The sequence below is a fragment of the Dietzia sp. MNB45 genome (assembly GCF_051994785.1).
Lineage (GTDB): Bacteria > Actinomycetota > Actinomycetes > Mycobacteriales > Mycobacteriaceae > Dietzia > Dietzia kunjamensis.
In genome coordinates this window covers 3465906-3487267 of sequence record NZ_CP163397.1, presented here as the reverse complement: position 1 = coordinate 3487267, position 21362 = coordinate 3465906, and the positions used below count along the sequence as shown (strand labels likewise).

The window sequence follows — 21362 nt, the reverse complement described above, 5'->3', positions numbered from 1 at the left end:
ATGGGGGCGGGGCGGTCCTGCTCCTGCCGGGCTCACGACTCGTCGCGGCTCTCCTTCGTCTTCCGGTCGTTGGCCTTGCGCAGTGCCTCCACGAGCTCGTCCTTGGTCATGTCGGAGCGGCCCTCGATGTCGAGCCGCTGTGCCTGCTCGTAGAGGTGGTCCTTGCTGGCGTTGGCGTCCACCCCGCCCTTCGACTCTCCGGAGGGGTTCGGCCCGCCGCTCTCCGAGCGTGAATCCGAGGGCCCCTTGCCGTCCTTGGGCTCCCAGTGGTCGCCCACCTTCTCGTGCGTGTGCTTGACGGCGCTCCAGGCGGTCCGCGCGACACGGGACTCGTCGCTGTACTCCTCCTCCGCCGAGTCGTAGGCCTTGGCGAAGGTGTCCTTGGCCTTCTGGTCGCTGCGCTGCAGCGTCGAGGGCAGCTCGCTGTCCTTCGCGTTCCCGTCGCTGTCTGTCTTCGGCATGACATTTCCTTCCAGATCGACATCGGAAGTGGCGCTGTCCCGACCATAAACAGCAGGGGCCGGATTGGAAACCGGTGCCGGGGGTCGGAGCGCTCGTCGGAGAACGCGATCCGCCCTTGCGGCACTTACCCTAGGGGGGTACCGTATGGGCCATGGCCGAGCATGGATACACCCCGCACAAGGAGGACCACCTCAAGCGGCTGCGCCGCATCGAGGGACAGGCCCGCGGGCTGCAACGGATGGTCGAGGAGGACAAGTACTGCATCGACATCCTCACTCAGGTCTCCGCCATGACCCGGGCCCTGCAGTCCGTCTCGCTGAGCCTGCTCTCCGAGCACCTCGGACACTGCGTCGCCGGCGCCATCGAGAACGGCAGCCCGGAGGAGGCCGAGGCCAAGCTCGCCGAGGCCAACGCCGCCATCGCCCGCCTGGTCAGGTCCTGATCATCGCGCCGACCGATCGCGGGCCACGACAGTCACCGCACACCCACCACCCGAACGAGGAGAACACCATGTCCGCCACTGCCACCTACACCGTCTCCGGCATGACCTGCGGCCACTGCGTCGCCTCCGTGACGGAGGAGGTCTCGGAAATTCCGGGAGTCTCGGAGGTCGAGGTCGATCTGGAGTCGGGTCGCCTCGTCGTCGTCTCCTCCGACCCGGTCGATCCCGCGGCGGTTCGCGCCGCCGTGGACGAGGCCGGGTACACAGTCACAGCGCAGGAGTGAGCACCCCATGACCACCACCGACAGCCGGGACACGGCGCCCTCCGCCGGGACCACCTTGGTCGAGCTGCAGATCGAGGGCATGACCTGCGCCTCGTGCGCCAACCGGATCGAGCGCAAGCTCAATAAGCTCGACGACGTCACCGCCGAGGTCAACTACGCCACAGAGAAGGCCCGCGTCCGTATCCCCGAGGGCCTGCAGCCGCAGCTGCTGCTCGACACCGTCGAGCAGGCCGGGTACCACGCACAATTGCCGCGGCCCCGGAACACTCAGCCCCGCACGTCCGCGCCCGGCGGGGGCGACGCGTCCGGTGCCGCGGCCGACGCCGGGCAGTCGACCGGCCACGCCGGCAACGCCACCGACGACACCGCCGCGCCCGACCGGGTCGACGAGCTGCGCCAGCGTGTCATCATCTCCGCCGTCCTGTCGATCCCCGTGATCGCGATGGCCATGGTCCCAGCGCTGCAATTCACCAACTGGCAGTGGCTGTCGCTGACGCTGGCCGCCCCGGTCATCGTGTGGGGCGCGTGGCCGTTCCACCGCGCCGCCGCGATCAACCTGCGCCACGGTGCGTTCACCATGGACACGCTCGTCTCGCTCGGTACGTCCGCGGCGTTCCTCTGGTCGCTGTACGCCCTGTTCTTCGGCCACGCGGGCATGCCCGGGATGACCCACGGGTTCGAGTTCAGCCTCTCGCCCAGTGACGGCGCCGGCGACATCTACCTCGAGGCCGCGGCCGGGGTGACCACGTTCATCCTGCTGGGCCGCTACTTCGAGGCGCGGTCCAAGCGCACGGCAGGCGCCGCATTGCGGTCGCTGCTCGAGCTGGGCGCCAAGGACGTCGCCGTGCTTCGCGGGGGTGTTGATGGCGGGCGTGTGGAGACCCGCATCCCGGTGGAGGATCTGCAGGTCGACGACGAGTTCGTCGTCCGCCCCGGCGAGAAGATCGCCACCGATGGCGAGATTGTCGACGGTGCCTCCGCGGTCGACACCTCGATGGTCACCGGCGAGTCCGTGCCCGCCGAGGTCGGTCCCGGCGACGCCGTGGTGGGCGGCACCGTCAATGCCAGCGGCCGCCTGACCGTGCGCGCCACCCGCGTCGGTTCCGACACCCAGCTCGCCCAGATGGCGCAGATGGTGGAGGACGCCCAGTCCGGCAAGGCCGCCGCGCAGCGCCTCGCCGACCGCATCTCCGGGATCTTCGTCCCCGTCGTCCTGGTGCTGGCCGTGGCGACGTATCTGTTCTGGATGCTCACCGGCGGCGGCGCCGCCCTGGCGTTCACCGCGGCCGTCGCGGTGCTCATCATCGCCTGCCCGTGTGCGCTCGGCCTGGCCACGCCGATGGCGCTGATGGTCGGCACCGGCCGCGGCGCGCAGCTGGGCATCCTCATCAAGGGCCCCGAGGTCCTGGAGTCCACCCGCAAGGTCGACACGATCGTCCTGGACAAGACCGGCACCGTCACCACCGGTCGGCACGCGTTGGTCTCTACGACTGTCGCGGCCGGGGAGGACCGGGCCGAAGTTCTGCGCCGCGCCGGGGCCGTGGAGGATGCCTCCGAGCACCCCATCGCCCGTGCCATCGTCGCCGGCGCCCGCGAAGAGGTCGGCGATCTGCCGGGCGTAGCGGACTTCGCCAACCACGAGGGTCTGGGGGTGTCGGGGCGCGTTGTCGCTGGTCCCGGGCGCGCGGCCGCGGAGCCCGCTGTCGATGGTTCCTCCGGGGCCGACGACGACGAGGTGGTCGTCGTGGGCCGTCCCGCCCTACTGGCTGAGCGGAACATGCCGCTGTCGCAGGAGCTGGACAGCGCGATGGCCGAGGCTGCCCGGGCTGGCCAGACCGCGGTCGCGGTGGGCTGGGGCGGAAAGGCCCGCGGGGTCCTCGTGGTGGCCGACCAGATCAAGGACTCCTCCGCCGAGGCCATCGAGAAGTTCCGCGAGCTGGGTCTCACCCCGATCCTGCTCACCGGGGACAACGCCGCGGTGGCCGCCTCAGTGGCCGCCGAGGTCGGCATCGATCCAGGACCGCAGACGGTGATCTCCGAGGTCATGCCGGCCGACAAGGTCGACGTGGTCCGCCGGCTGCAGGCAGAGGGGCGCGTGGTGGCGATGGTCGGCGACGGTGTCAATGATGCTGCCGCCCTGGCCACCGCTGACCTGGGCCTGGCGATCGGCACCGGTACCGACGCGGCGATCGAGGCCTCCGACCTCACGCTGGTCCGCGGCGATCTGCGCTCGGCGGCCGACGCGATCCGGCTCTCGCGGAGCACGCTCGGCACCATCCGGGGCAACCTCTTCTGGGCGTTCGCCTACAACGTCGCGGCGCTCCCGCTGGCCGCGGCGGGGCTGCTCAACCCGATGATCGCGGGTGCCGCGATGGCGTTCTCTTCGGTGTTCGTGGTGGCCAACAGCCTGCGGCTGCGCCGCTTCCGCGCGACCGTCTGACCGAACCCGCCCGGCCGCCCCTCCCCTCCAGATCCGCTACTCCGAATCGGCATCGGCTAGTCCAATTGGGCTCGCCGATCCCGATTCGGAGTAGCCGATTTCGCGGCCCAGGGCGGTCGGGGTGGGCCCCGACACCGGCTGCACCGTCGGGTGTCGCCTGGTTGGGTGGAGTTATGAGCTCTCACATGACCCCCGCGAGCGATAACCGGGCGAGCGGTAACCCCGCTAGCCGTGACCGAGCGACAGGCCCAGGGCACGCCGGATCGCCGGGCGGGCCCGCAGACGCCGGCGGACCCGGTGAGCTGCTCGCCCCCACCGGCTGGGCGCTCCCCATCATCACCCTGCTGGGGACCGCCGCCGCGATCGTCGCGGCGTTCATCGGCAGCGGAGCGCTGGGCGGGACCCCGATCGCCGAGGCCGCCGGCGGGGTGCTGTCCGCCGACGCGACCCCGGTGGCTCCCGCCGGGTCGGCGTTCAGCATCTGGAGCGTGATCTACCTCGGGCTCGCCGCGTACGCGATCTGGCAGCTGACCCCGGTGGCCCGGCGCTCCGCCCGGCAGGCGGCGCTGCGACCGTGGGCTCTGGCCTCGGTGCTGCTCAACGCCGCATGGATCTGGTCCGTGCAACTGGGGTTGATCCTCGGCTCGGTCATCGTGATCGTGCTGCTGCTGGCGGTGCTCATCCGCATCATGTTCATTCTCGGCGCGCCGCGCATCGGCGGGGTGGTCGAGACCGTGGTCACTGACGGCACGTTCGGCCTGTATCTGGGCTGGGTGTCGGTGGCGTTCTTCGCCAACACGTACGCGTGGCTCGCGAGCGCCGGCGTCGAGGTGGTGACCGAGGTGCCGTTCGGGATCGTCGGCATCGTCGTGGCCGCGGCTGTCGGCGTGGCGACCGCGCTCATCAGTGGCGGGCGCATCCCGCCGGCGCTGGCGACGGCCTGGGGACTGGCGTGGGTCGCGTACGGCCGCACCTCGGGCGAGCACGAATCGGCCGCGCTGGTGTGGACGGCGGCGATCGCGTCGGTCGTGGTGGTCGTGGTCGCCCTCGTCCGGCGACTCACGGTCCGCAAGCGGCAGCCACGTCGTGCTGCCGAGGTCGGGCGCACGGCTTAGCGGGCCGCCGGGCCTAGCTTGGTCCGGGCGTCAGCCCGCCAGCGCCGCAGAGCGCACGGCCCAGTAGGCGGCGCCCACGACTGCGCCGATCACCATGGCCGGGCCGAACGCGATGCCGCTCTTGGCCCCCACCCGGCCCGCCGCCAGCAGCACGAGTGCGACGGTGGCGTTGATGACGAACGCGGCCAACGTCCCGGCGAGCACGGCTGGCCAGCCGAACCAGCCGAGGAACGCGCCGAGCACGCCGGAGAGTTTGACGTCCCCCAGGCCCAGGCCGGACGGGTTGATGAGCGCGAGCACGAAGTAGAACGCGAGCAGCGCCGCCGCGGCGGCGGCGGCCCGGCCGAACGAGCCCCACTCGTCGAACATCGCGGCCGTCACCGCGAGCCCGCCGAACACGATGGGGTACAGGGGCAGGACGATCTTGTCGGGCAGTCGGAAGACAGCCAGGTCTATCGCGATCAGGAGCGCGCAGCCCACAGCGAGCGCGGCGAACGTCACCAGGTCGGCCCAGCCCAGAGCCAGGTACGCGGCGCCGAACCCGCCGGCCGCCGCCAGCACCACGTGCAGGCCACTGCGCAACCACCGGGAATCGGACTCGGCGAGGGAGCGCATCCATCGCCCGAGCGCCGCCGCCGCCAGCCCGGATACGACGGCCGAGGCCACGGCGATCACGAAGAGCATGTCAGGAGAACGCCTCCATCATGTTGATCGCGGTGGGTCCGAGCAGCACGATGAACAGTACGGGCAGGATGCACACCAGCAGCGGGAAGATCACCTTGACGGGCACCTGCTGGGCCTTCTCCTCTGCGCGCTGGCGACGCTTGAGCCGCATCTCGGCGGCCTGGGTGCGCAGCACGTCGGCGACGGAGATGCCGTAGGCGTCGGCCTGGATGATGGCGCGGACGAACCGCCGCAGGTCGGGGACGTCTGTCCGCAGCGCCAGCGACTCGTAGGCGGTGCGGCGTAGCTGGCCCACCTGGATCTCCTGCAGGGTGCGGATGAGCTCCTGCGCCAGCGGGCCGGTGCCGTTGCGGCCGGCGCGGGCCATGGCGGCATCGAAGCCGAGGCCCGCCTCCACCGCGATGGTCATCTGGTCGAGGGTATCGGCCAACTCAAGCTGGATCTCGTCGTTCCGCTCCTGGCTACGGCTGCTTAGGAGTAGCTCGGGCAGGAAGTAGCAGACCGCCGCCGTACCCAGAACAAGGAGCAGGAGAAGTGGCTCCGGCCTGGCTCGGAACAGCATGAGGCCCAGCAGGATCACGAGGAGGGGCACGACGATCTTGGCGATCACCAGGCGCGACAGGGACCAGCCCTTGGGCCGACCGGCCCGGATGGTCAGCCTCTCGAGCCTGCGGATGGTGCCTGCCGGCGTGAGTCGGCGGGCGAACTCGTACAGGCGACTGCGGGAGTCGTCGTCGTCGACCCCCGTGAGGTCCACGGGTGCAGCGGCGTATCCCTCGTCGATCCCCCGGCGGAGGTTGGCGACGGTGCGCGCGCGGACGGTGTCACGGCCGGCGAATACCGCGAAGGCCAGCATGAACATCGAGGCGGTGAGGACGAACACGGCCACCGCGGCGGGCAGTGAACTCACGCGGGGCTCCTTTCGAGGGGCGAGAGGGTTGGGGGAGGAGGGGCGGCCCTGAGGGAGGGGCCGACCCTGTCAAAACTTGATGCGGACGACCTTGCTCAACCAGATGCCGCCGATTGTCAGCATCACGACGCCGGCCGCGATCATCCCCCAGCCGAGCGGGCTCTGAGTGAGCACGCTGATGTAGGACGGGTTGGAGATAAACAGGAACCCGCCGATGCCGAACGGCAGCGCCATGAGGACGTAGGCCGACAGCTTCCCTTCGGCGGCGAGCGCTGCCACCTGCCGGCGGATCTGGTTGCGTTCGCGGATGGTGTGGCCCACGGCGTCGAGAACCTCGGCGAGGTTGCCGCCGACCTCGCGGTTGATCGCGATGGCCTGGGTGACCCACACGAAGTCCTGGCTGCCCATCCGGTTGGCGGTCTCCTCGAGGGCGGAGCCGAGGTCGCGGCCGACGCGGGTCTCGTTGATGATCCGCGCGAACTCCTCGGAGGTGGGCTGTTCGGCTTCGCGGGCGACGGAGGCCAGGGCCTGCAGCATGGAGTGCCCGGCGCGCAGGCTGCTCGACATGAGTTGGAGGGAGTCGTCGAGTTGGTCGGCGAACTTGGCGCGACGACGGGAGGCCAGTACCTGGAGCAGGGCGTAGGCGCCGGCAGGGGCGAGGAGGGCGAGGAACAGGCCCATCAGTGGTCCGACGAGTATGAGGCCGAGGGCGAAGGCGACGATCGAGGCGACGACGACGAGGAAGACGTAGTCCTGGAGCCCCATGCGGATTCCGGCGCGTTCGAGCTGGCCGGCTCCGGTGGTCCCGCGGCGGCGCAAGAGGGAGTCGATCGCCTCGGTGGCGGCGGTGGCCGCGCGGCTGAGGGGTCCGGGGCCGTCGGCCATGCCGGGCCGACGGCGGTCGCGGGGTATCCGCCCGGGTGCGGGGGAGAGGATGAGGTAGGCGCCCGTGAGCAGCGCGAGCGTGAGAGCGGCGATCGCGAATCCTGCGGGGGACAGCAGCGTCTGGCTCATCGGATGGATCCGGGGTTCTCGGTGGTCGCGCCGAACACGCGTGGGGACAGGGTGATGCCGAGTTCGTTGAACCTGTCGGTGAAGCGGGGTCGTACGCCGGTGGCCTGGGGCTTGCCGAGGAACTTGCCGTCAGGGCCGAGGCCTGCGGAGTAGTCGAAGAGGAAGGCGTCCTGCAGGGTGACGGTTTGACCCTCCATGCCCTGGACCTCGGTGACGGCGGTGACGCGGCGGGTGCCGTCGCGGAGTCGGGTGAGCTGGATGATCACGTCGACGGCGGAGGCGATCTGCTCGCGGATGGCGCGCAGCGGCAGGTCCATGCCGGCCATGAGTACGAGGGTCTCCAGGCGGGCGATGGCGTCACGTGGCGAATTGGAGTGAACGGTGGAGAGAGAGCCGTCGTGACCGGTGTTCATGGCCTGGAGCATGTCGAGGGTCTCCCCACCGCGGACCTCGCCGACAACGATGCGGTCGGGCCGCATTCGCAGGGAGTTGCGCACGAGCTCGCGAATGGTGATCTCGCCGCGGCCTTCGATGTTGGCCGGGCGGGACTCCAGGCGGACCACGTGGTCCTGCTGGAGCTGCAGCTCGACGGCGTCCTCGATGGTGACGATCCGCTCGCCCTCGGGGATGTAGGAGGACAGGACGTTGAGCAGGGTGGTCTTGCCGGAACCGGTGCCGCCGGAGACGATGATGTTGAGTCGCGCCTCCACGCAGGCCTGCAGCAGCTCGGACATCTCCGGGGTGAGGGTCCCGAACCGGATGAGGTCGTGGACCTTGAACGGGTCTTTGGAGAACTTTCGGATGGTCAGAGAAGAGCCGTTGACGGCCAGTGGTGGGATGACGGCGTTGACGCGGGAACCGTCGGCGAGTCGGGCGTCGACCAGGGGGGAGGATTCGTCGACGCGGCGGCCGATGCGGGAGACGATCCGCTCGATGACCTGACGAAGGTGTTCCTCGGAGGCGAACCTGGAGGGATGGCGGGTGAGTTGACCTGCGCGTTCGACGAAGATCATGTCGGGACCGTTGACCATGATCTCGGTGATCTCCGGGTCCTCGAGCAGCTTCTCGAGCGGGCCGTGGCCCAACACGTCTGCCTGCACGTCGGTGATGAGACGGACCCGCTGGTCGCTGGTGAGGGGGACGGTCTCGTCCTCGACGACCTTGTTGAGCTCGCTCCGCACCATGGCGTGGAGCCGTTCCTCGGTGAGTGCCGGGTTGTTGAGGCGCGCGCCGATGCGCTCGAACAGGGCGTCGGCCGCGCGTTCCTTGAGGGCGACGAGCGGGTCGGTGGTGGCGTCGTCGGCGGGCGCGTTCTTGGCGGTCTTCGTGGACGGCGTGGGTGCAGCGGCCGATGACGTTGTCGTCGTTCCAACCGGGGTGACCACGGTCGGCGTCGAGGTCGGCGCGGCGGGGGCCGTCGACAGCGGGTCGGTGACGGGCGCGTCGGTGACGGTCGTCCCGGGGGTGACCCGGGCTGCGCGGAGACGTTCGGACAGGCTCATGCCTTCACCCGCTTCCGGCGGAGGCGGTGCCGACCACCCTCGGCGGTGAGGACGGCGGTTGCGGTGGGGCGCATGGTGGCCGGAGTGAACCGGTCGACCAGCTTGCGCAACTGCTTGGCTATCGCGTCGCGACCGTCGCTCTGCAGCAGGGGCACTCCCTGGTTCACCGACACGGGCACGGCTTTGCTGCGGGGGAGGACCAGGTCGACGCCGGTGCCGATGGTCGCTTCAACGTCGGCCTTGGTCAGACCGCTGCGGGGGTCGGCGAAGTTCACCACGACGTGTCGCTTCTCGAGACTCAGCCCCAGGTCGCGCAGGATGTTGAGTTCCTTGCGCAGGCCGCGGACCCCGGGCACGTCGAGGCTGGTCAGCGTGACGAGCTCGTCGGCCTGGTCTATCGCGGCGAGGGCGTGGTCGTCGAGTCCGGGGGCGGTGTCCACCACGACGTACCGGAACTCCGAGGCGAGGGTCTGTAGGAGCTGAGCGACGTCGGCGGCGGTGATGTCGTCGGCGTCCGCGGGTGAGGTGGGCCCGCACACGGCGTAGAGACCGGTCTGGTGCTGGGTGAGGAAGGTCTTGAGCACCATGGAGTCCTGCACGGCCGGCCCGCGGACCACGTCGAGGAGGGTGTGCTCGGGGTCCAGGTTGAGGGCGCTGGCCACGTCGCCGAACTGCACGTCGAGGTCGACAATCACCGTCGAGAGCGGGGCTGTCCGGGCGAGTCCCACCGCGAGGTTGGTGGCGACGGTCGTCTTGCCGACCCCGCCCTTGGGGGAGACGACGCTGATGACGCGGCCCCGTGTGCTGGCGGTCCCGTTCATGGCCGGGTCGCCCGGCCCCTGGGGCGCAGAGGCGGCGGCGATCTGAGCGGCCCGGACGAGCACCGCGGCGAGCTCGCCCACCTCGGCGTCACGGTGGACCACGTCGCACGCGCCGGCACGGAGGGCGGCCAGAGCGAAGGAGTCGGGATGCTCGCTCACCAACACCACGGCCATGCCGGGGCACTCGGTGGCGAGGCGCGACGAGAGTTGGAGTGCCTCGTCTCTGCCGCCGGCGGTGTCGATCACGACGACCTGGGGGATGGCGACGCCAGGCCCGAGTTGTTGGAACAGTTGCGACGGACCCGAGGGCAGCGGGCGCCCCGCGATGACGGAGATCGGCTCGCCGGTCGCGGTGGTTGCCCTCCCGCGGAGGTCGGCGGAATCGGTGGCGACAAGTATGCGGCTCATCAGAAGAAGTTCCCTGGGTTGACCACGCGCGTGCCGTCCTTCGGGGTGGTGGGGTCCTCGATCGACAGCCAGATGCTGCCGTTCTCGGCGGCAAAGACGATGGTCTCGGCCTGCTGGGCGGTCAGAGCCATGGTGATCATCGCGCCGCCATCGGGCACCGGCGCGGCGTCCGGGTTCTCGGTGCCTTGGTTTGGCTGCGTGGCTCCGAGACCACCCTGGACCCGGGTCACCGCGATGTTGTGCAGGACGAGGTGGGTCTGGTCCCCGAGCGTGACGAATACCCCGACCTTGTCGCCGGGTGTGATCGTGCCGCCGACGATGCGTGGCGCGTCGAGCGAGATAGTCACTGAGTGGTAGCCCTCGGGGGCGGGGATGCCGCCGAACCGCTCCATCGACTGCCGGGTGACGAACCGGGCACCGAGGACCTGTTCTCCGGGCTGGAGGTCGGTCGCGGCGACCCGGCCGGCCACCTCCGCGAGCGACCGGATGGGATCGGGGCCGATCGCAGCCTTGGGCAGACGCTCGGTGGTGACCGACGCAGCGGCCTCTTCAGCAGGTGTCCCTTGAGCGATGGGCGCGGACACGACCAGCACTTCGATGGGGTCCATGTTCGCCATCGCGCGGCTGTCAGCGTTGTTGACGTAGCTGACCAACAGCACGGCGCCGAGGATCGCGAGGACGCCGGCTGCGATGGCTGAGAGGAGTCGTCGGTTCATTGGGTTCTCACTAGTCGGGTAGAAGAACGACGGCGGCAGCCCCGAGATCGGGCCCACCCGGTCCGTAGTCGAAGTCGGGGTCTTCCTGGAGCATGGTGGTGAAGTAACCGCTGATGCACCGTTCATTGCCATGGCACGGCGGGTTCCAGCTCTGGCCGGAGAAGTTGTAGCCGGTCACCGTGAACGCGGCGTAGCCGTACACCATGTACCAGGCGCCTCTCCCCTGGCCACCTTTCTCATCCGGATCGGCGTCGTCGAAGATCGGCACGAGGATTGTTCGGTCGCGGATCGTCGAGAGATCGCAGTGCTTTGCCGTGTTGCCCGGTTCGCTCTCGGCCTGGGTGCCTATGCGCGTTGTGGCGTTGCAGCTCTTCTTGACGTCGGTCTCCAACCAACCGAAGCCTCCTGGGAGGTACGTGGGAGATCCGTCCACGGAGTCCGTGCACGTCCCCGCCGGCGTCGTCACGATCACCTGTTCTCGACCCGATGGGCGCCCGTCCACCGAGTACTTGTTGAAGTCGCAGAGGGAGAAGATCATCGGTAGTGCTGATGTTCCGCCCGTGGGAGAGCCCCAGCCTGCAGTGGCAGAGGTGGCGAGCTCGGTCGAGTCCACACCCAAGACCGGAGCAAACCAATGCTCTCGGACCGCTGAAGTGCGAACGGTGACTCGCCCGGATTCCTCGGTCGGAACCGGATCGACGTCCGCTACTGCGGCCCCGGAGTTGCTGTTGAGCGTCGCAAGGGTCTGCGCGGTGTCGATTGGCGCGCCGCAGCTCTTGCGGGCGCAATCCTGGGCGATCGCAAGCGCAGCCGCATCGGCACCGGTTTGGAGTTGCTGTCTCTCGGCGTGGGTGGCCGCTATGTCGAGAGAGATGGCGGCAAAACCGAGGAGAGGGACGAGAAGGATTGCTATGAACACGGCAATTGCACCGCGATCATCGTTTAGCCGAAACATCGCATTGTCCCCTTCCCGGTCAGGGTGAAGTCGTCGACGGGAAGGAATCCCGACACCAGGGAGAACGGGTACTCGATCGTGACCGACGCGAGCCCGGCACCGGTAAGGGCGGACGAGCAGCCGCCGGCTGGGGTCACGGTGATGTCGGCGTCGGCAAGGTCGAGGGGGCTGGCCGAAGCCTCCGCCGCCGCGATCGCGGCGACGGAGTTGTCTTGCAGTGCCATGACCCGGACGCCATCGCGCGCAGCGTTAGAGAGGGTTGTCTGGACGTGGTACGCACGTCCAAACTCGAAAATTCCGAGGATTAGGAGCAGGAGTATCGGCAGTACGAGCGCGAATTCAACTGCGGCTGCTCCGCGGTCACGTGAGGGCGTGAGCATTGCGGCGCCTGAGGGGAGGGGAGATGCGGGGGACGGCGGAAGGGGACCATGGTGGGCGTAACGCGTTCCTTACTCGTTACGCCCACCAAGGGATTAGGTGGTGGTCGTGACGCCCGCACCGGTGAGAGCGTCCGTAACGCCCTTAAACATCGAGGAGAGCTGGTCTCCCAGAAGGGCGACTGTGACGATGATTCCGACTGCGATGAGGCCGACCATCAGGCCGTACTCAACAGCTGTCGCACCGCGGTCCTGGCGGTTCTCGAAGCGATCGTCGAGGAACGCCTGGAAGGTGGCTATGAGGGCATAGACCTGGTTCATGATGAACCCTTTCTTGCGAGGGAATGAGCCGGTGGCTCGAGGGGGAGGGACGCCCCGCGAGGGCCAGAGGAATCTGTGCGGGGACTGAGAAGAGTATGCACCCGCTTCTCAGGTTGTGCAAGCGTTCAGATATGTTCTCGTGATGAACTTCATAGGACGCGCGCATTTGCCGTGCTCGCGGGCCTGCTTCCAGCGAGATAGTGACCAGCGCAACGGGTCTCGGAGGCGCTGGTCTGCCCGCTAGGGCTCGGCATCAGGACGTTGGTCCGTTAGTGCGGCTGCGAGGTGAACGACACCTGAGTAAGAAGTGCAAGTGACTTCTTACTTAGTGGTAGGGGCCGCCGGTGAGTGATCTGCCGGCGAAAATGCAGGCCGCAGACGCGGTTGCGCGTCGGGTCTGCCTCGGTACCGTCACCCTCACGACGCCGTCCGAGGAGGTTTGTGATGACCGCACGCACCGTGTCCACCGCCCGCCGCGCCCGGAGGGGTTCGACCTTCGTGGCCCTGTCCGCAACCGCGCTCCTGCTGGCCTCATGCGGCACCGGAGAGGACTCTCCAGCCGCAGGGGGTGACGTCACGCCCCAGGACGGCGCGGGGAACACGTCCGAGACCAGCACCTCCGAGACCACCACAAAGGCGTCCGGCCAGAACGCCGGCGGCCAGGCGTTCGCGACCGCCGAACTGGTGAACCCCGAGGGCGAACCGCGGGGGACGGCCGAGTTCGTCGAGTCCGATGGCGGCACGCTCGTCACGGTCAACGCGACCGACCTGGAGCCCGGCTTCCACGGCCTGCACATCCACGGCGCGGGCCTGTGCGAGCCCGACAGTGAGAACCCCACCCAGCCGGGCGAGCGGGGCGCGTTCCTCTCCGCCGGCGGGCACCTGGCCGGTCCCGGCGGCGAAGCCGGCCACCCCGAGCACGCCGGGGACCTGCCGACCCTCTACGTGACCGAGGGCGGCACGGCCCGGATCGTCACGCTCACCGACCGCCTGGACCGCGACCTTCTCCTGGACGAGGACGGCTCGGCCGTGATGGTCCACGAGAACTCGGACAACCTCGCCAACATCCCCGAGCGCTACGCGCCCGAGGGGGCCGACGAGGAGACGCGCAACGCCGGCGACGGCGGTAGCCGCGCGGCCTGCGGGGTCGTCACCGAGCAGAACTGACACCGAGCAGAACTGACTACTTCTGCCGCGGCACCCGGCCCATGAGGTAGAACTCCGGGTTCGGGCGCATGTCGGTGGCGTTGGCCAGCCGGTTGCTCAGCCCGAACAGCCCGGTGATCGCGGCGATGTCCCACGCGTCCTCGTCGTCGAGGCCGTGCTCGTGCAGGGCGGCGAAGTCGGCGTCGCCCAGTTCGTCGGAGTGCAGGTTGACCTTGGTCGCGAAGTCGCAGATCGCCCGCTCGCGCGGCGTGAGGTCGGCGTTGCGGTAGTTCACCGCCAGCTGGTCGGCGAGCAACGGCGCCTTCTTGACGATCCGCAGGATCGCCCCGTGCGCCACCACGCAGAACAGGCAGCTGTTCTGCCCGGAGATGGTCACCACGATCATCTCCTTGTCCGCCTTGGACAGGTTGCCCTCGCGCTCCATCAACGCGTCGTGATAGGCGAAGAACGCCCGCGACTCGGCGGGGCGGCGCCCGAACATCAGGAACACCTCGGGCACGAACCCGGCCTTCTCCTGCTCGGCGAGGATCCGCTCGCGCAGGTCATCGGGCAGGTCGTTGAGCTCGGCGAGGGGATAGCGGTCCGACATGGAGGTCTCCGGGGCGTAGACGGGCGAGGGGTCGCCTCAGCGTAGGGCGCACGCGGGATCGCCGGACGCGTTCAGCGGGCCCTCCCCCGCGCGCCCCACCTGCGCTCAGGACTCGCGGAGCTGCCCCCACACGTGGACGTGGTCGATCTCCACCCACGCGTCCACGCGGGCGCGGTCGCGCACCGGGTACGGCTCGCCGGTGTAGTGCGTGCTCAGGGCGTCGATGCCGGACAGGTCTGGGTCGTCGGCGATCTCCACGACCCGCCCCTGGATGCTCGCGTGGGTGTACCAGTCCTCGGACGCGATGACGGACAGTGCCACCCGCGGGTCGCGCCGGAGGTGCTGCAGTCGCACGCGGCCGGCGTCGAGGTTGAGGTGGATCCGGTCACCCTCCACGAGTCGATACCAGGTCGGCACGGTGACCGGGGAGCCGTCCTTGCGCAGCGTCGCCATGACGGCCGGGTTGGGTGCGAGCAGGACGGCGCGGGTGTCGTCGTCCAGGTGGGAATCGGTCACGGCGGGGATCCTTCCATCGGCGTTGCGGTCCGTTCCCAGTGTGCGCTGCCCGACCGCGACGGCGCACGAACCGACCGGTAGCCAGATACCCCGCAGGGTTTTACGGTGGCTGATGTACCTGTTCCCCCCAAGGAAAAAGGACGCAGCACAATGCTTTTCGAACGCATCTATGACTACGACCTGGCCCACGCCAGCTACTTCATCGGCTGCCAGAGCAGCAGCGAGGCGATCGTCGTGGACCCCAGCCGCGACCTGCGGGCCTATTTCGACATGGCCGACCAGCACGGCATGAGCATCGTCAAGGTCACCGAGACCCACATCCACGCCGACTACCTGTCCGGCACCCGCGAGCTGGCCGCCGCGACCGGCGCCACCACCTACCTCTCCGACGAGGGCGGCGACGACTGGCGCTATGGCTTCGAGGGCGAGCGGCTCCGCGACGGCGACACCATCGAGCTCGGCAACGTCCAGCTCAAGGCCGTGCACACCCCCGGCCACACGCCCGAGCACCTCATGCTCCTCGTCACCGACGGCGCGTTCGCCGACGAGCCCGGCTACGCGCTCACCGGCGACTTCGTGTTCTGTGGTGACCTCGGCCGACCGGACCTGCTCGACGAGACCACCGGCGGCAACGCGTCGAACGACGAGGACACCCGCGTCGACAGCGCCAAGCAGCTGTTCGCCAGCCTGCGCGAGCGCTTCCTCACCCTGCCCGACCACGTCCAGGTGTTCCCGGCCCACGGCGCGGGCTCGGCCTGCGGCAAGTCCCTGGGGGCCTTGCCGTCCAGCTCGGTGGGTTACGAGCGGAAGTTCGCGTGGTGGCCCAAGTACGTGGAGAACGACGACGAGGAGGGCTTCATCTCCGAACTCCTCGACGGCCAGCCCGACGCGCCGGCGTACTTCGGGCGGATGAAGCGCGAGAACCGGGACGGCCCCTCCGTGCTCGGCAATCCCCTACCAGAGCTGCGGGAGCTGCTGGCCGAGGAGGTGGCCTCCGGCATCGAATCCGGTGACCTCGTCGTCGTCGACCCCCGCCCCGCCGACGACGTCCACGACGGCACCGTCGACCGCGCCATCAACCTCCCCGCCGGCCAGGCGGGCACCTACGCCGGCTGGGCGATCGACCCCGAATCCGACGCCCGCGGCCTGGTCTTCCTCGCCGAGGACGCCGAGGAAGCCGACGAACTGCGGCGCCACGTCATCCGCGTGGGCGTCGACACCACGCGCGGGTACGTCACCTCCACCGACGGACTGCCCACGTTCCGCCCGGAGACCGTGGACCCGAAGGACCTGGAGTCCCACGAGCACGCCATGGTGCTCGACGTCCGGGCCACCTCCGAGTACGAGGACGGACACGTCCCCGGCGCCACCCAGCTGCACGGCGGCCAGGTGATGTGGGAGCGCGACGAACTGCCCGACTCGGGAAAGATCGTCACCTACTGCCAGTCCGGCACCCGCAGCTCTGTCGTGGCCAGCTCACTGCGCAGCGTCGGTTACGACGTCACCGAGCTCGAGGGCAGCTACTCCGCCTGGGAGGACGCCGGGATGCCCACGGAGTGAGCGGCGGGCCGTGGCGCCTCCACCGGCCGCGGTGCCACGGCCTCGCCCGCGGGCAGGAACCGGCCCGCCGCGAACCTCCGGCCGTAGCCCTCGGCGAACTGACCGTCGGACCACACCACGTGGCCGCCGATGATCGTCGCCGCGACCGCCCGGTCGTTGCGGTTGACCATCCGGCGGATCCCGCCGAACTCGTCCATGGCCTCCTCGTGGTACTCGAGGGACTCGCCGTCGAGCCCGGACGGGTCGACCACCACCACATCGGCGCGCGCGCCCACCTGTAGGCGCCCGGCGTCGAGGCAGTAGAAGTCCGCCAGCTCGCCGGTGAGCTTGTACACGGCCTCCTCGGTGGTGAGGAACGGCGTGCCCTTGAGTTGCGCCTGGTGCACGCGCTCGAGCAGACGGATCCCGAAGTTGTAGAACGCCATGTTCCGCAGGTGCGCGCCGGCATCGGAGAAACCGATCGTCACGCCCGGGGTCCGCGCCAGCCGGTTGGCGACCTTCTCCCGCGCGTTGGCGATGGTGGTGGTCCACCGGAAGTCGGTGCCGTACTCCACCACCAGGTCGAGGTAGGCGTCCGCCGGGTGGAGCTTCCGGGCGCGCGCGACGTCGCCGACGGTCTGGCCGACCAGTGACTCGTCGGGGCAGGCCACGATGAGCGCGTCGTCGAAGTCCCGGTGCCACACGCGTGGGCTGAAGCGCTTCTCGAAGTCGCGGCGGAACCAGCGCCGGTAGCTCTCCTGCTCGAGCAGGTCGGTGCGGGCCATCTCGTCGACGAGGTGCAGTGCCTCGCGGCCGGAGCCGAACTCCTCGAACACCACCAGGTCGATCCCGTCGGCCCACACCTTGAACGTCGTGGGCAGGTGCTGCCACACGAACTTGCCGCGGCCCAGCGTGTTGGCGACCCAGGCGATGGGCCGGAAGATGCGGTTGACCCACGGCTCGGCCAGCGTGTCGGCGGCGGCCAGCAGGGAGACACGCAGGGGCTTGCGGAACAGCCCGGTGCTGGTGGCGGCGTAGAAGGCCACGTCGACCTTGGTGTTGAGGTTGGGCACGCCCTGCAGGACGCGGTCACGGCGACGCAGCAGCCGGCTGATCCGCCGGAACTCGCCCCACGAGGCGTGCGTGGAGGGCAGGGTCCGCGAGCGGTAGCGGTCACCGTCCATCTTGTCCCACGGATTGGTCATGGTGGACACGCCGAGGAAGCCCTCGTCGAGAGCGGCGTTGATGCGGCGGTCGATCTTGCGCAACTCGTCGCGGCTGGGGGACTGCGTGGGGTCGGTCGCCCGGCCCAACCCCATCACCGAGGCGCGGACGTCGGAGTGGCCGAGGAACGACGCGACGTTGGGCCCCAGCGGCAGGTTCTCGACCGTGCGCCGCCAGTCCGCCGGGCCCGACCAGGTCTTCTTCTGCTCGAGCGCCGCCAGCACCGAGTCGCGGGGCAGGGCCTCGACGCGGCTGAACAGGTCGGCGACGTCGACGGCGCCCGAGTACACGCCCGAGATGGAGCAGTTGCCCACCAGGACCGTGGTCACCCCGTGCCGGACGGATTCGCCCAGGCCCGGGGAGACGAGCAGCTCGACGTCGTAGTGGGTGTGGGTGTCCACGAATCCGGGCGTCACCCACCGCCCCTCGGCTTCCACGACCCGCGTGCCCGGCGAGACGGGCAGCGGCGCGGGGCTGATCGCCGCCACGACACCGGCCCGGATCCCGACGTCCGCGCGGACGCCGGGGGCGCCGGTGCCGTCGAAGACCGTGCCCCCGCGGATGACGACGTCGAAGTCCGTCCCACCCGGGCTGGCGTTCTCGGCGTTCTCAGCGCCCTCGGCGCGATCGGCGCGATCGGCGCGATCGGCGCGATCGGCGCGATCGGCGCGATCGGCGCGATCGGCGTTCTCGGTGATGCTCACGAGGAACTCCTCTTGATGTGATGTGGAACACAGCTGCCCCCAGGCTACTCGGACATTCGTCCATGTCCAGCCCGGGTTGGCACCGGGCTGTGTCAGGGATGCCGAGTAGCGTGGCCGCCATGACGACCCGCACGGAGCGCCTGGACGGCCTGCCGTTCACCCGCAAGCACCGCAAGCTGCTGCTCGGCTCGGGCGTGGGCTGGGCACTCGACGCCATGGACGTCGGCCTCATCTCGTTCGTCATGGCGGCATTGGCGGTCCACTGGTCGCTCTCGCCCACCGAGCTGTCCTGGGTCGGGTCCATCGGGTTCGTGGGGATGGCGATCGGCGCCGCCCTCGGCGGACTGCTCGCCGACAAGATCGGTCGACGCCAGGTCTTCGCCGCCACCCTGCTGGTCTACGGCCTCGCCACCGGCGCGGCGGCCCTGTCGACCGGCATCGCCATGCTCATCGTGCTGCGCTTCATCGTCGGCCTGGGCCTGGGCGCCGAGCTGCCGGTGGCGTCCACGCTGGTCAGCGAGTTCGCGCCGCGGCGGATCCGTGGCCGGGTGGTGGTGATCCTCGAGGGGTTCTGGGCCGTCGGCTGGATCATGGCCGCCCTCATCGGCTACTTCGTGGTGCCGGTCGGCGACGACGGGTGGCGGTGGGCCCTGGCCATCGGGATCATCCCGGCCGCGTACGCGCTGGTCGTGCGATTCGGACTGCCCGAATCGGTGCGCTACCTGGAATCGACGGGCCGCGTCGACGAGGCCGAGCGGATCGTCCGCGACTACGAGGCGTCCGCAGGGGTCGAGCCGCCGGCCGCGCCGTCCACGGCCGCGCCCGCTCATGCCGGCGCCGACGGGGCAGCGTCCGTCGCCACCGGCGCCGCGCTCGCGTCGCCCGCCGAGCCCGCCGAGCCCGCCGAGTCCATCTGGTCCGCGCGCCTGCGTAAGCGCACCGCCGCCCTGTGGATCGTGTGGTTCGGGATCAACTTCTCCTACTACGGCGCCTTCATCTGGCTGCCCAGCCTGCTCGTCTCACAGGGCTTCGACCTGGTGAAGTCGTTCGGCTACACGCTCATCATCACCCTCGCCCAGCTGCCGGGGTACGCGGTGGCGGCGTGGCTCATCGAGATCTGGGGTCGGCGGGTCACGCTCGCGGTGTTCCTCACCGGTTCGGCGGTGGCGGCCGGACTGTTCGGCCTGGCGGACTCTCCGGCCACGATCATCGCCGCCGGCATGGCGCTGTCGTTCTTCAACCTCGGTGCGTGGGGCGCCCTGTACGCGATCGGCCCGGAGCTCTACCCCACCTCGACCCGCGGGTCCGGCACCGGCGCCGCGGCGGCGTTCGGGCGGATCGCCTCCATCATCGCGCCACTGCTCGTGCCGCTCCTGCTCGATCTGGGCGACACGGTGATGGTCTTCGGGGTCTTCGCCGCGGCCTTCGTCGTCGCCGCCCTCGCCGCCTTCACCCTCCCCGAGCGCAAGGGGGTCGCGCTCGAGGACACCTGACCGCGGCCGTCCGGCCCGGATGCGCTGTCGCACCGGGGATGTGACGATAGCGCCGTGACCACTCGCGTGATCGGTGCCCTCGTCGCCGTCCTCGGCCTGCTCGTGGTGCTCGGCGGGATCCTGCTGGGCAGCCTCGGCGTGTCCACGGGCGGCTTCGTGCAGCGAGTGGACTGCGGCACCTACTTCAGCCCCGACTACACCGAGGCCCGCGACAAGGACAACGCCCTCACCTCGCTGAGCTGGAAGGACCTCCTGCGCGGCGAGCGTCCCCAGCCGAGCACGGAGGCCCAGGAGGCGTGCGACGCCGAGCTCGCCCAGCGCCGTGTCCCCGTCCTCGCCTCGCTGGGGATCGGGACGATCATCGTGGCCGTGGGGCTGGGCATGGCACTGTTCCCCGTGGTGGCCACCACCCTGGCCAGGCGTGACGAGGCCGGCGGCTCCGGCGGGCGGAACAGCGGCACCATCGGTGGGAACGGCGGCAACGGCACCGGTGGGCGGAACAGCGACACTCGCGCGGGAAATGGTGGCCCACCGGACGTGACCGGGTAGCTCAGTCGCGGTTCTCCCGCCCGTCACCCAGCTCACGGATCCGCTCGGTCGCCGCCCGCAGCCGCTCCTCGCGCGCCTTCTCGTCGGCCTTCTTGAGCTTCTCGTACGTCTTCTCGTCGGAATCCGTGTAGCGCAGCACGAGCCGGGGGAGGCCCAGCGTGAGAACCAGCGAGGGCCACACCATCCACGCGTACTGCCAGTCCACGATGATCTGCAGGACGAGGAACGTGATGAGCGTCAGCCCGATCACCACGCCGTCGAGCGACTCGACCAGTTTCCCGCGCCTGCGCAGGTCCTCCAGGTCGGCGTCCGTGCCTCGGGTCGCGGGCGTCACCGTGCCGGTGGGGGACCCCGGCGACAGGGCGGACGAAGTCGACGAGGACGACGACGACGAGACCTCCAGCTCGCCACCGGTGGCGGTGGCCGACTGCACGATCATGCCGTCGACCGAGGTCAGCGGCGTCCCGCCAGGCAGGTCGCCGAACGAGCCGCGGAGCTGGCCGAGGGTGCGGGACGCGGCCACGTCTCCGGACCGGGCGTGGAACTCGGCGTCATCGAGTCGGCCGGACGCGTAGTGGTCGCCGAGCGCCATGAGGGCGTGCAGCCGCTCGGAGTCGGAGAGCAGCAGGTCGTCCGGGTCGGTCATGGGCTCAACGCTAGAACCGCCCGGCCCTCGACGCCATAGGGGAACGCCCCGATTCGCATAATCGGGCTACTGCTCCGAACCCGCTCGTCGCGGCGGGGCGGAGGCGCATCAGCTCCCGAGGTCGGCGATGTCCCACGCCCACATGGTCAGAGAGGTGATCACCTCGACCGGCGCGTTCATCCGGGACAGCCCGTCGACGAGGTTCATCACGGCCGTGGAGATCGGGCCGAGGAAAGCAGGGTGTGGCATGACGATGCTCCTGACGTGAACGAGTCGGGTCCGGGGTTACAGGCCGAGACCGAGTTCCATGACGCCGATGGCCATGTCGTACAACACGTGGGCGAGCGGCTCCGCGGGGGTGTCGACGAGGAAGTCGATCGGAGCCATGAGCGAGCCGGAAACAGGGCCGAGGACTGAGGGATCCATGGGGGCCTCTCGTGCGGGTAGGGGGACACAGGGCACATCGGCGACAACCGCCTTATGG

Annotated in this window: 24 protein-coding genes; 8 read left to right on the top strand and 16 right to left on the bottom strand. The window is 69.8% G+C overall.

Annotation, left to right across the window (positions count from 1 at the left end; all coding sequences use genetic code 11):
* Positions 1–32 precede the first annotated feature (32 nt).
* The gene (locus AB5G72_RS16735; protein ID WP_120285466.1) at positions 33–461 is read right to left on the bottom strand and encodes a ChaB family protein; all 429 of its coding nucleotides are present in this window, start codon (positions 459–461) and stop codon (positions 33–35) included.
* 152 nt (positions 462–613) lie between these two features.
* Here AB5G72_RS16735 and AB5G72_RS16730 point away from each other — a divergent pair, with 152 nt between their 5' ends.
* The 4 genes from AB5G72_RS16730 to AB5G72_RS16715 all read left to right on the top strand — a co-directional run bounded on the left by AB5G72_RS16730 (position 614) and on the right by AB5G72_RS16715 (position 4743).
* Complete coding sequence (locus AB5G72_RS16730; protein WP_067718792.1) at positions 614–904, top strand: metal-sensitive transcriptional regulator; 291 nt, start codon at positions 614–616, stop codon at positions 902–904.
* A gap of 68 nt (positions 905–972) precedes the next feature.
* Positions 973–1188 carry a heavy-metal-associated domain-containing protein gene (locus AB5G72_RS16725; RefSeq protein WP_154830127.1) on the top strand — a complete coding sequence of 72 codons (216 nt, stop codon included), beginning with the start codon at positions 973–975 and terminating at the stop codon, positions 1186–1188.
* A gap of 7 nt (positions 1189–1195) precedes the next feature.
* Entirely contained in the window at positions 1196–3628 is a 2433-nt protein-coding gene (locus AB5G72_RS16720; protein ID WP_440220467.1) for a heavy metal translocating P-type ATPase, read from the top strand.
* A 185-nt stretch (positions 3629–3813) separates the two neighbouring features.
* Positions 3814–4743: a TspO/MBR family protein gene (locus AB5G72_RS16715; protein WP_440220466.1), complete on the top strand. Its 930-nt coding sequence runs from the start codon at positions 3814–3816 to the stop codon at positions 4741–4743.
* Positions 4744–4773: 30 nt separating this feature from the next.
* Here the strand turns inward: AB5G72_RS16715 and AB5G72_RS16710 are convergent, their stop codons facing one another.
* The 9 genes from AB5G72_RS16710 to AB5G72_RS16670 all read right to left on the bottom strand — a co-directional run bounded on the left by AB5G72_RS16710 (position 4774) and on the right by AB5G72_RS16670 (position 12451).
* The gene (locus AB5G72_RS16710; protein ID WP_440220465.1) at positions 4774–5427 is read right to left on the bottom strand and encodes a prepilin peptidase; all 654 of its coding nucleotides are present in this window, start codon (positions 5425–5427) and stop codon (positions 4774–4776) included.
* A gap of 1 nt (position 5428) precedes the next feature.
* A complete protein-coding gene (locus tag AB5G72_RS16705) occupies positions 5429–6337 on the bottom strand; it encodes a type II secretion system F family protein (RefSeq protein ID WP_440220464.1) in 909 nt (302 codons plus the stop codon).
* A 69-nt stretch (positions 6338–6406) separates the two neighbouring features.
* On the bottom strand, positions 6407–7351 hold the full coding sequence (locus AB5G72_RS16700; protein WP_440220463.1) for a type II secretion system F family protein: 945 nt from the start codon (positions 7349–7351) through the stop codon (positions 6407–6409).
* Entirely contained in the window at positions 7348–8853 is a 1506-nt protein-coding gene (locus tag AB5G72_RS16695) for a CpaF family protein (protein ID WP_440220462.1), read from the bottom strand. Before AB5G72_RS16695 ends, AB5G72_RS16700 begins: the two co-directional genes overlap by 4 nt.
* Complete coding sequence (locus AB5G72_RS16690; protein WP_440220461.1) at positions 8850–10082, bottom strand: AAA family ATPase; 1233 nt, start codon at positions 10080–10082, stop codon at positions 8850–8852. The genes AB5G72_RS16695 and AB5G72_RS16690 overlap by 4 nt, the downstream gene beginning before the upstream one ends.
* A complete protein-coding gene (gene cpaB, locus AB5G72_RS16685) occupies positions 10082–10798 on the bottom strand; it encodes a Flp pilus assembly protein CpaB (protein WP_440220460.1) in 717 nt (238 codons plus the stop codon). The genes AB5G72_RS16690 and cpaB overlap by 1 nt, the downstream gene beginning before the upstream one ends.
* 10 nt (positions 10799–10808) lie before the next feature.
* Entirely contained in the window at positions 10809–11717 is a 909-nt protein-coding gene (locus AB5G72_RS16680; protein WP_440220459.1) for a pilus assembly protein TadG-related protein, read from the bottom strand.
* 23 nt (positions 11718–11740) lie between these two features.
* Positions 11741–12133 carry a TadE/TadG family type IV pilus assembly protein gene (locus AB5G72_RS16675; RefSeq protein WP_440220458.1) on the bottom strand — a complete coding sequence of 131 codons (393 nt, stop codon included), beginning with the start codon at positions 12131–12133 and terminating at the stop codon, positions 11741–11743.
* Positions 12134–12226: 93 nt separating this feature from the next.
* A complete protein-coding gene (locus AB5G72_RS16670; RefSeq protein ID WP_440220457.1) occupies positions 12227–12451 on the bottom strand; it encodes a Flp family type IVb pilin in 225 nt (74 codons plus the stop codon).
* A 444-nt stretch (positions 12452–12895) separates the two neighbouring features.
* On the opposite strand from AB5G72_RS16670, the gene AB5G72_RS16665 reads away from it, so the two are divergent.
* Positions 12896–13618 (top strand): superoxide dismutase family protein, encoded by a 723-nt coding sequence (locus tag AB5G72_RS16665; protein ID WP_440220456.1) that lies wholly within the window; start codon positions 12896–12898, stop codon positions 13616–13618.
* Between the two features lie 16 nt (positions 13619–13634).
* On the opposite strand, the gene AB5G72_RS16660 is transcribed toward AB5G72_RS16665, so the two are convergent.
* Positions 13635–14207: a peroxidase-related enzyme gene (locus AB5G72_RS16660; protein ID WP_440220455.1), complete on the bottom strand. Its 573-nt coding sequence runs from the start codon at positions 14205–14207 to the stop codon at positions 13635–13637.
* A 105-nt stretch (positions 14208–14312) separates the two neighbouring features.
* Positions 14313–14723 carry a PPOX class F420-dependent oxidoreductase gene (locus AB5G72_RS16655; protein ID WP_067718824.1) on the bottom strand — a complete coding sequence of 137 codons (411 nt, stop codon included), beginning with the start codon at positions 14721–14723 and terminating at the stop codon, positions 14313–14315.
* A 150-nt stretch (positions 14724–14873) separates the two neighbouring features.
* Between AB5G72_RS16655 and AB5G72_RS16650 the strand changes: the two genes are divergently transcribed.
* Positions 14874–16283 (top strand): MBL fold metallo-hydrolase, encoded by a 1410-nt coding sequence (locus tag AB5G72_RS16650; protein ID WP_440220454.1) that lies wholly within the window; start codon positions 14874–14876, stop codon positions 16281–16283.
* On the opposite strand, the gene AB5G72_RS16645 is transcribed toward AB5G72_RS16650, so the two are convergent.
* Positions 16244–18049, bottom strand: coding sequence for an N-acyl-D-amino-acid deacylase family protein (locus AB5G72_RS16645; protein WP_440221519.1), 1806 nt, complete (start codon positions 18047–18049; stop codon positions 16244–16246). The genes AB5G72_RS16650 and AB5G72_RS16645 overlap by 40 nt on opposite strands.
* Before the next feature lie 260 nt (positions 18050–18309).
* On the opposite strand from AB5G72_RS16645, the gene AB5G72_RS16640 reads away from it, so the two are divergent.
* Positions 18310–19683: an MFS transporter gene (locus AB5G72_RS16640; RefSeq protein WP_440220453.1), complete on the top strand. Its 1374-nt coding sequence runs from the start codon at positions 18310–18312 to the stop codon at positions 19681–19683.
* A 54-nt stretch (positions 19684–19737) separates the two neighbouring features.
* Positions 19738–20232 (top strand): hypothetical protein, encoded by a 495-nt coding sequence (locus tag AB5G72_RS16635; RefSeq protein ID WP_440220452.1) that lies wholly within the window; start codon positions 19738–19740, stop codon positions 20230–20232.
* Between the two features lies 1 nt (position 20233).
* On the opposite strand, the gene AB5G72_RS16630 is transcribed toward AB5G72_RS16635, so the two are convergent.
* From AB5G72_RS16630 to AB5G72_RS16620, 3 genes are all read right to left on the bottom strand, one after another.
* Positions 20234–20878, bottom strand: coding sequence for a DUF1707 SHOCT-like domain-containing protein (locus AB5G72_RS16630; protein ID WP_440220451.1), 645 nt, complete (start codon positions 20876–20878; stop codon positions 20234–20236).
* 108 nt (positions 20879–20986) lie between these two features.
* The gene (locus tag AB5G72_RS16625; protein ID WP_317471152.1) at positions 20987–21127 is read right to left on the bottom strand and encodes a hypothetical protein; all 141 of its coding nucleotides are present in this window, start codon (positions 21125–21127) and stop codon (positions 20987–20989) included.
* Between the two features lie 36 nt (positions 21128–21163).
* Positions 21164–21304 carry a hypothetical protein gene (locus AB5G72_RS16620; protein ID WP_156523631.1) on the bottom strand — a complete coding sequence of 47 codons (141 nt, stop codon included), beginning with the start codon at positions 21302–21304 and terminating at the stop codon, positions 21164–21166.
* Between the last annotated feature and the right edge of the window lie 58 nt (positions 21305–21362).

What these genes read in the sequence shown, in the direction of transcription:
- AB5G72_RS16720 (WP_440220467.1), top strand. Translation starts at nt 1,196, where the DNA reads ATGACCACCACCGACAGCCGGGACACGGCGCCCTCCGCCGGGACCACC.
- AB5G72_RS16620 (WP_156523631.1), bottom strand. Translation starts at nt 21,304, where the DNA reads ATGGATCCCTCAGTCCTCGGCCCTGTTTCCGGCTCGCTCATGGCTCCG.
- AB5G72_RS16660 (WP_440220455.1), bottom strand. Translation starts at nt 14,207, where the DNA reads ATGTCGGACCGCTATCCCCTCGCCGAGCTCAACGACCTGCCCGATGAC.
- AB5G72_RS16700 (WP_440220463.1), bottom strand. Translation starts at nt 7,351, where the DNA reads ATGAGCCAGACGCTGCTGTCCCCCGCAGGATTCGCGATCGCCGCTCTC.
- AB5G72_RS16715 (WP_440220466.1), top strand. Translation starts at nt 3,814, where the DNA reads ATGACCCCCGCGAGCGATAACCGGGCGAGCGGTAACCCCGCTAGCCGT.
- AB5G72_RS16730 (WP_067718792.1), top strand. Translation starts at nt 614, where the DNA reads ATGGCCGAGCATGGATACACCCCGCACAAGGAGGACCACCTCAAGCGG.
- AB5G72_RS16630 (WP_440220451.1), bottom strand. Translation starts at nt 20,878, where the DNA reads ATGACCGACCCGGACGACCTGCTGCTCTCCGACTCCGAGCGGCTGCAC.
- AB5G72_RS16625 (WP_317471152.1), bottom strand. Translation starts at nt 21,127, where the DNA reads ATGCCACACCCTGCTTTCCTCGGCCCGATCTCCACGGCCGTGATGAAC.
- AB5G72_RS16640 (WP_440220453.1), top strand. Translation starts at nt 18,310, where the DNA reads ATGACGACCCGCACGGAGCGCCTGGACGGCCTGCCGTTCACCCGCAAG.
- AB5G72_RS16725 (WP_154830127.1), top strand. Translation starts at nt 973, where the DNA reads ATGTCCGCCACTGCCACCTACACCGTCTCCGGCATGACCTGCGGCCAC.
- cpaB (WP_440220460.1), bottom strand. Translation starts at nt 10,798, where the DNA reads ATGAACCGACGACTCCTCTCAGCCATCGCAGCCGGCGTCCTCGCGATC.
- AB5G72_RS16735 (WP_120285466.1), bottom strand. Translation starts at nt 461, where the DNA reads ATGCCGAAGACAGACAGCGACGGGAACGCGAAGGACAGCGAGCTGCCC.
- AB5G72_RS16710 (WP_440220465.1), bottom strand. Translation starts at nt 5,427, where the DNA reads ATGCTCTTCGTGATCGCCGTGGCCTCGGCCGTCGTATCCGGGCTGGCG.
- AB5G72_RS16695 (WP_440220462.1), bottom strand. Translation starts at nt 8,853, where the DNA reads ATGAGCCTGTCCGAACGTCTCCGCGCAGCCCGGGTCACCCCCGGGACG.
- AB5G72_RS16665 (WP_440220456.1), top strand. Translation starts at nt 12,896, where the DNA reads ATGACCGCACGCACCGTGTCCACCGCCCGCCGCGCCCGGAGGGGTTCG.
- AB5G72_RS16650 (WP_440220454.1), top strand. Translation starts at nt 14,874, where the DNA reads ATGCTTTTCGAACGCATCTATGACTACGACCTGGCCCACGCCAGCTAC.
- AB5G72_RS16675 (WP_440220458.1), bottom strand. Translation starts at nt 12,133, where the DNA reads ATGCTCACGCCCTCACGTGACCGCGGAGCAGCCGCAGTTGAATTCGCG.
- AB5G72_RS16690 (WP_440220461.1), bottom strand. Translation starts at nt 10,082, where the DNA reads ATGAGCCGCATACTTGTCGCCACCGATTCCGCCGACCTCCGCGGGAGG.
- AB5G72_RS16670 (WP_440220457.1), bottom strand. Translation starts at nt 12,451, where the DNA reads ATGAACCAGGTCTATGCCCTCATAGCCACCTTCCAGGCGTTCCTCGAC.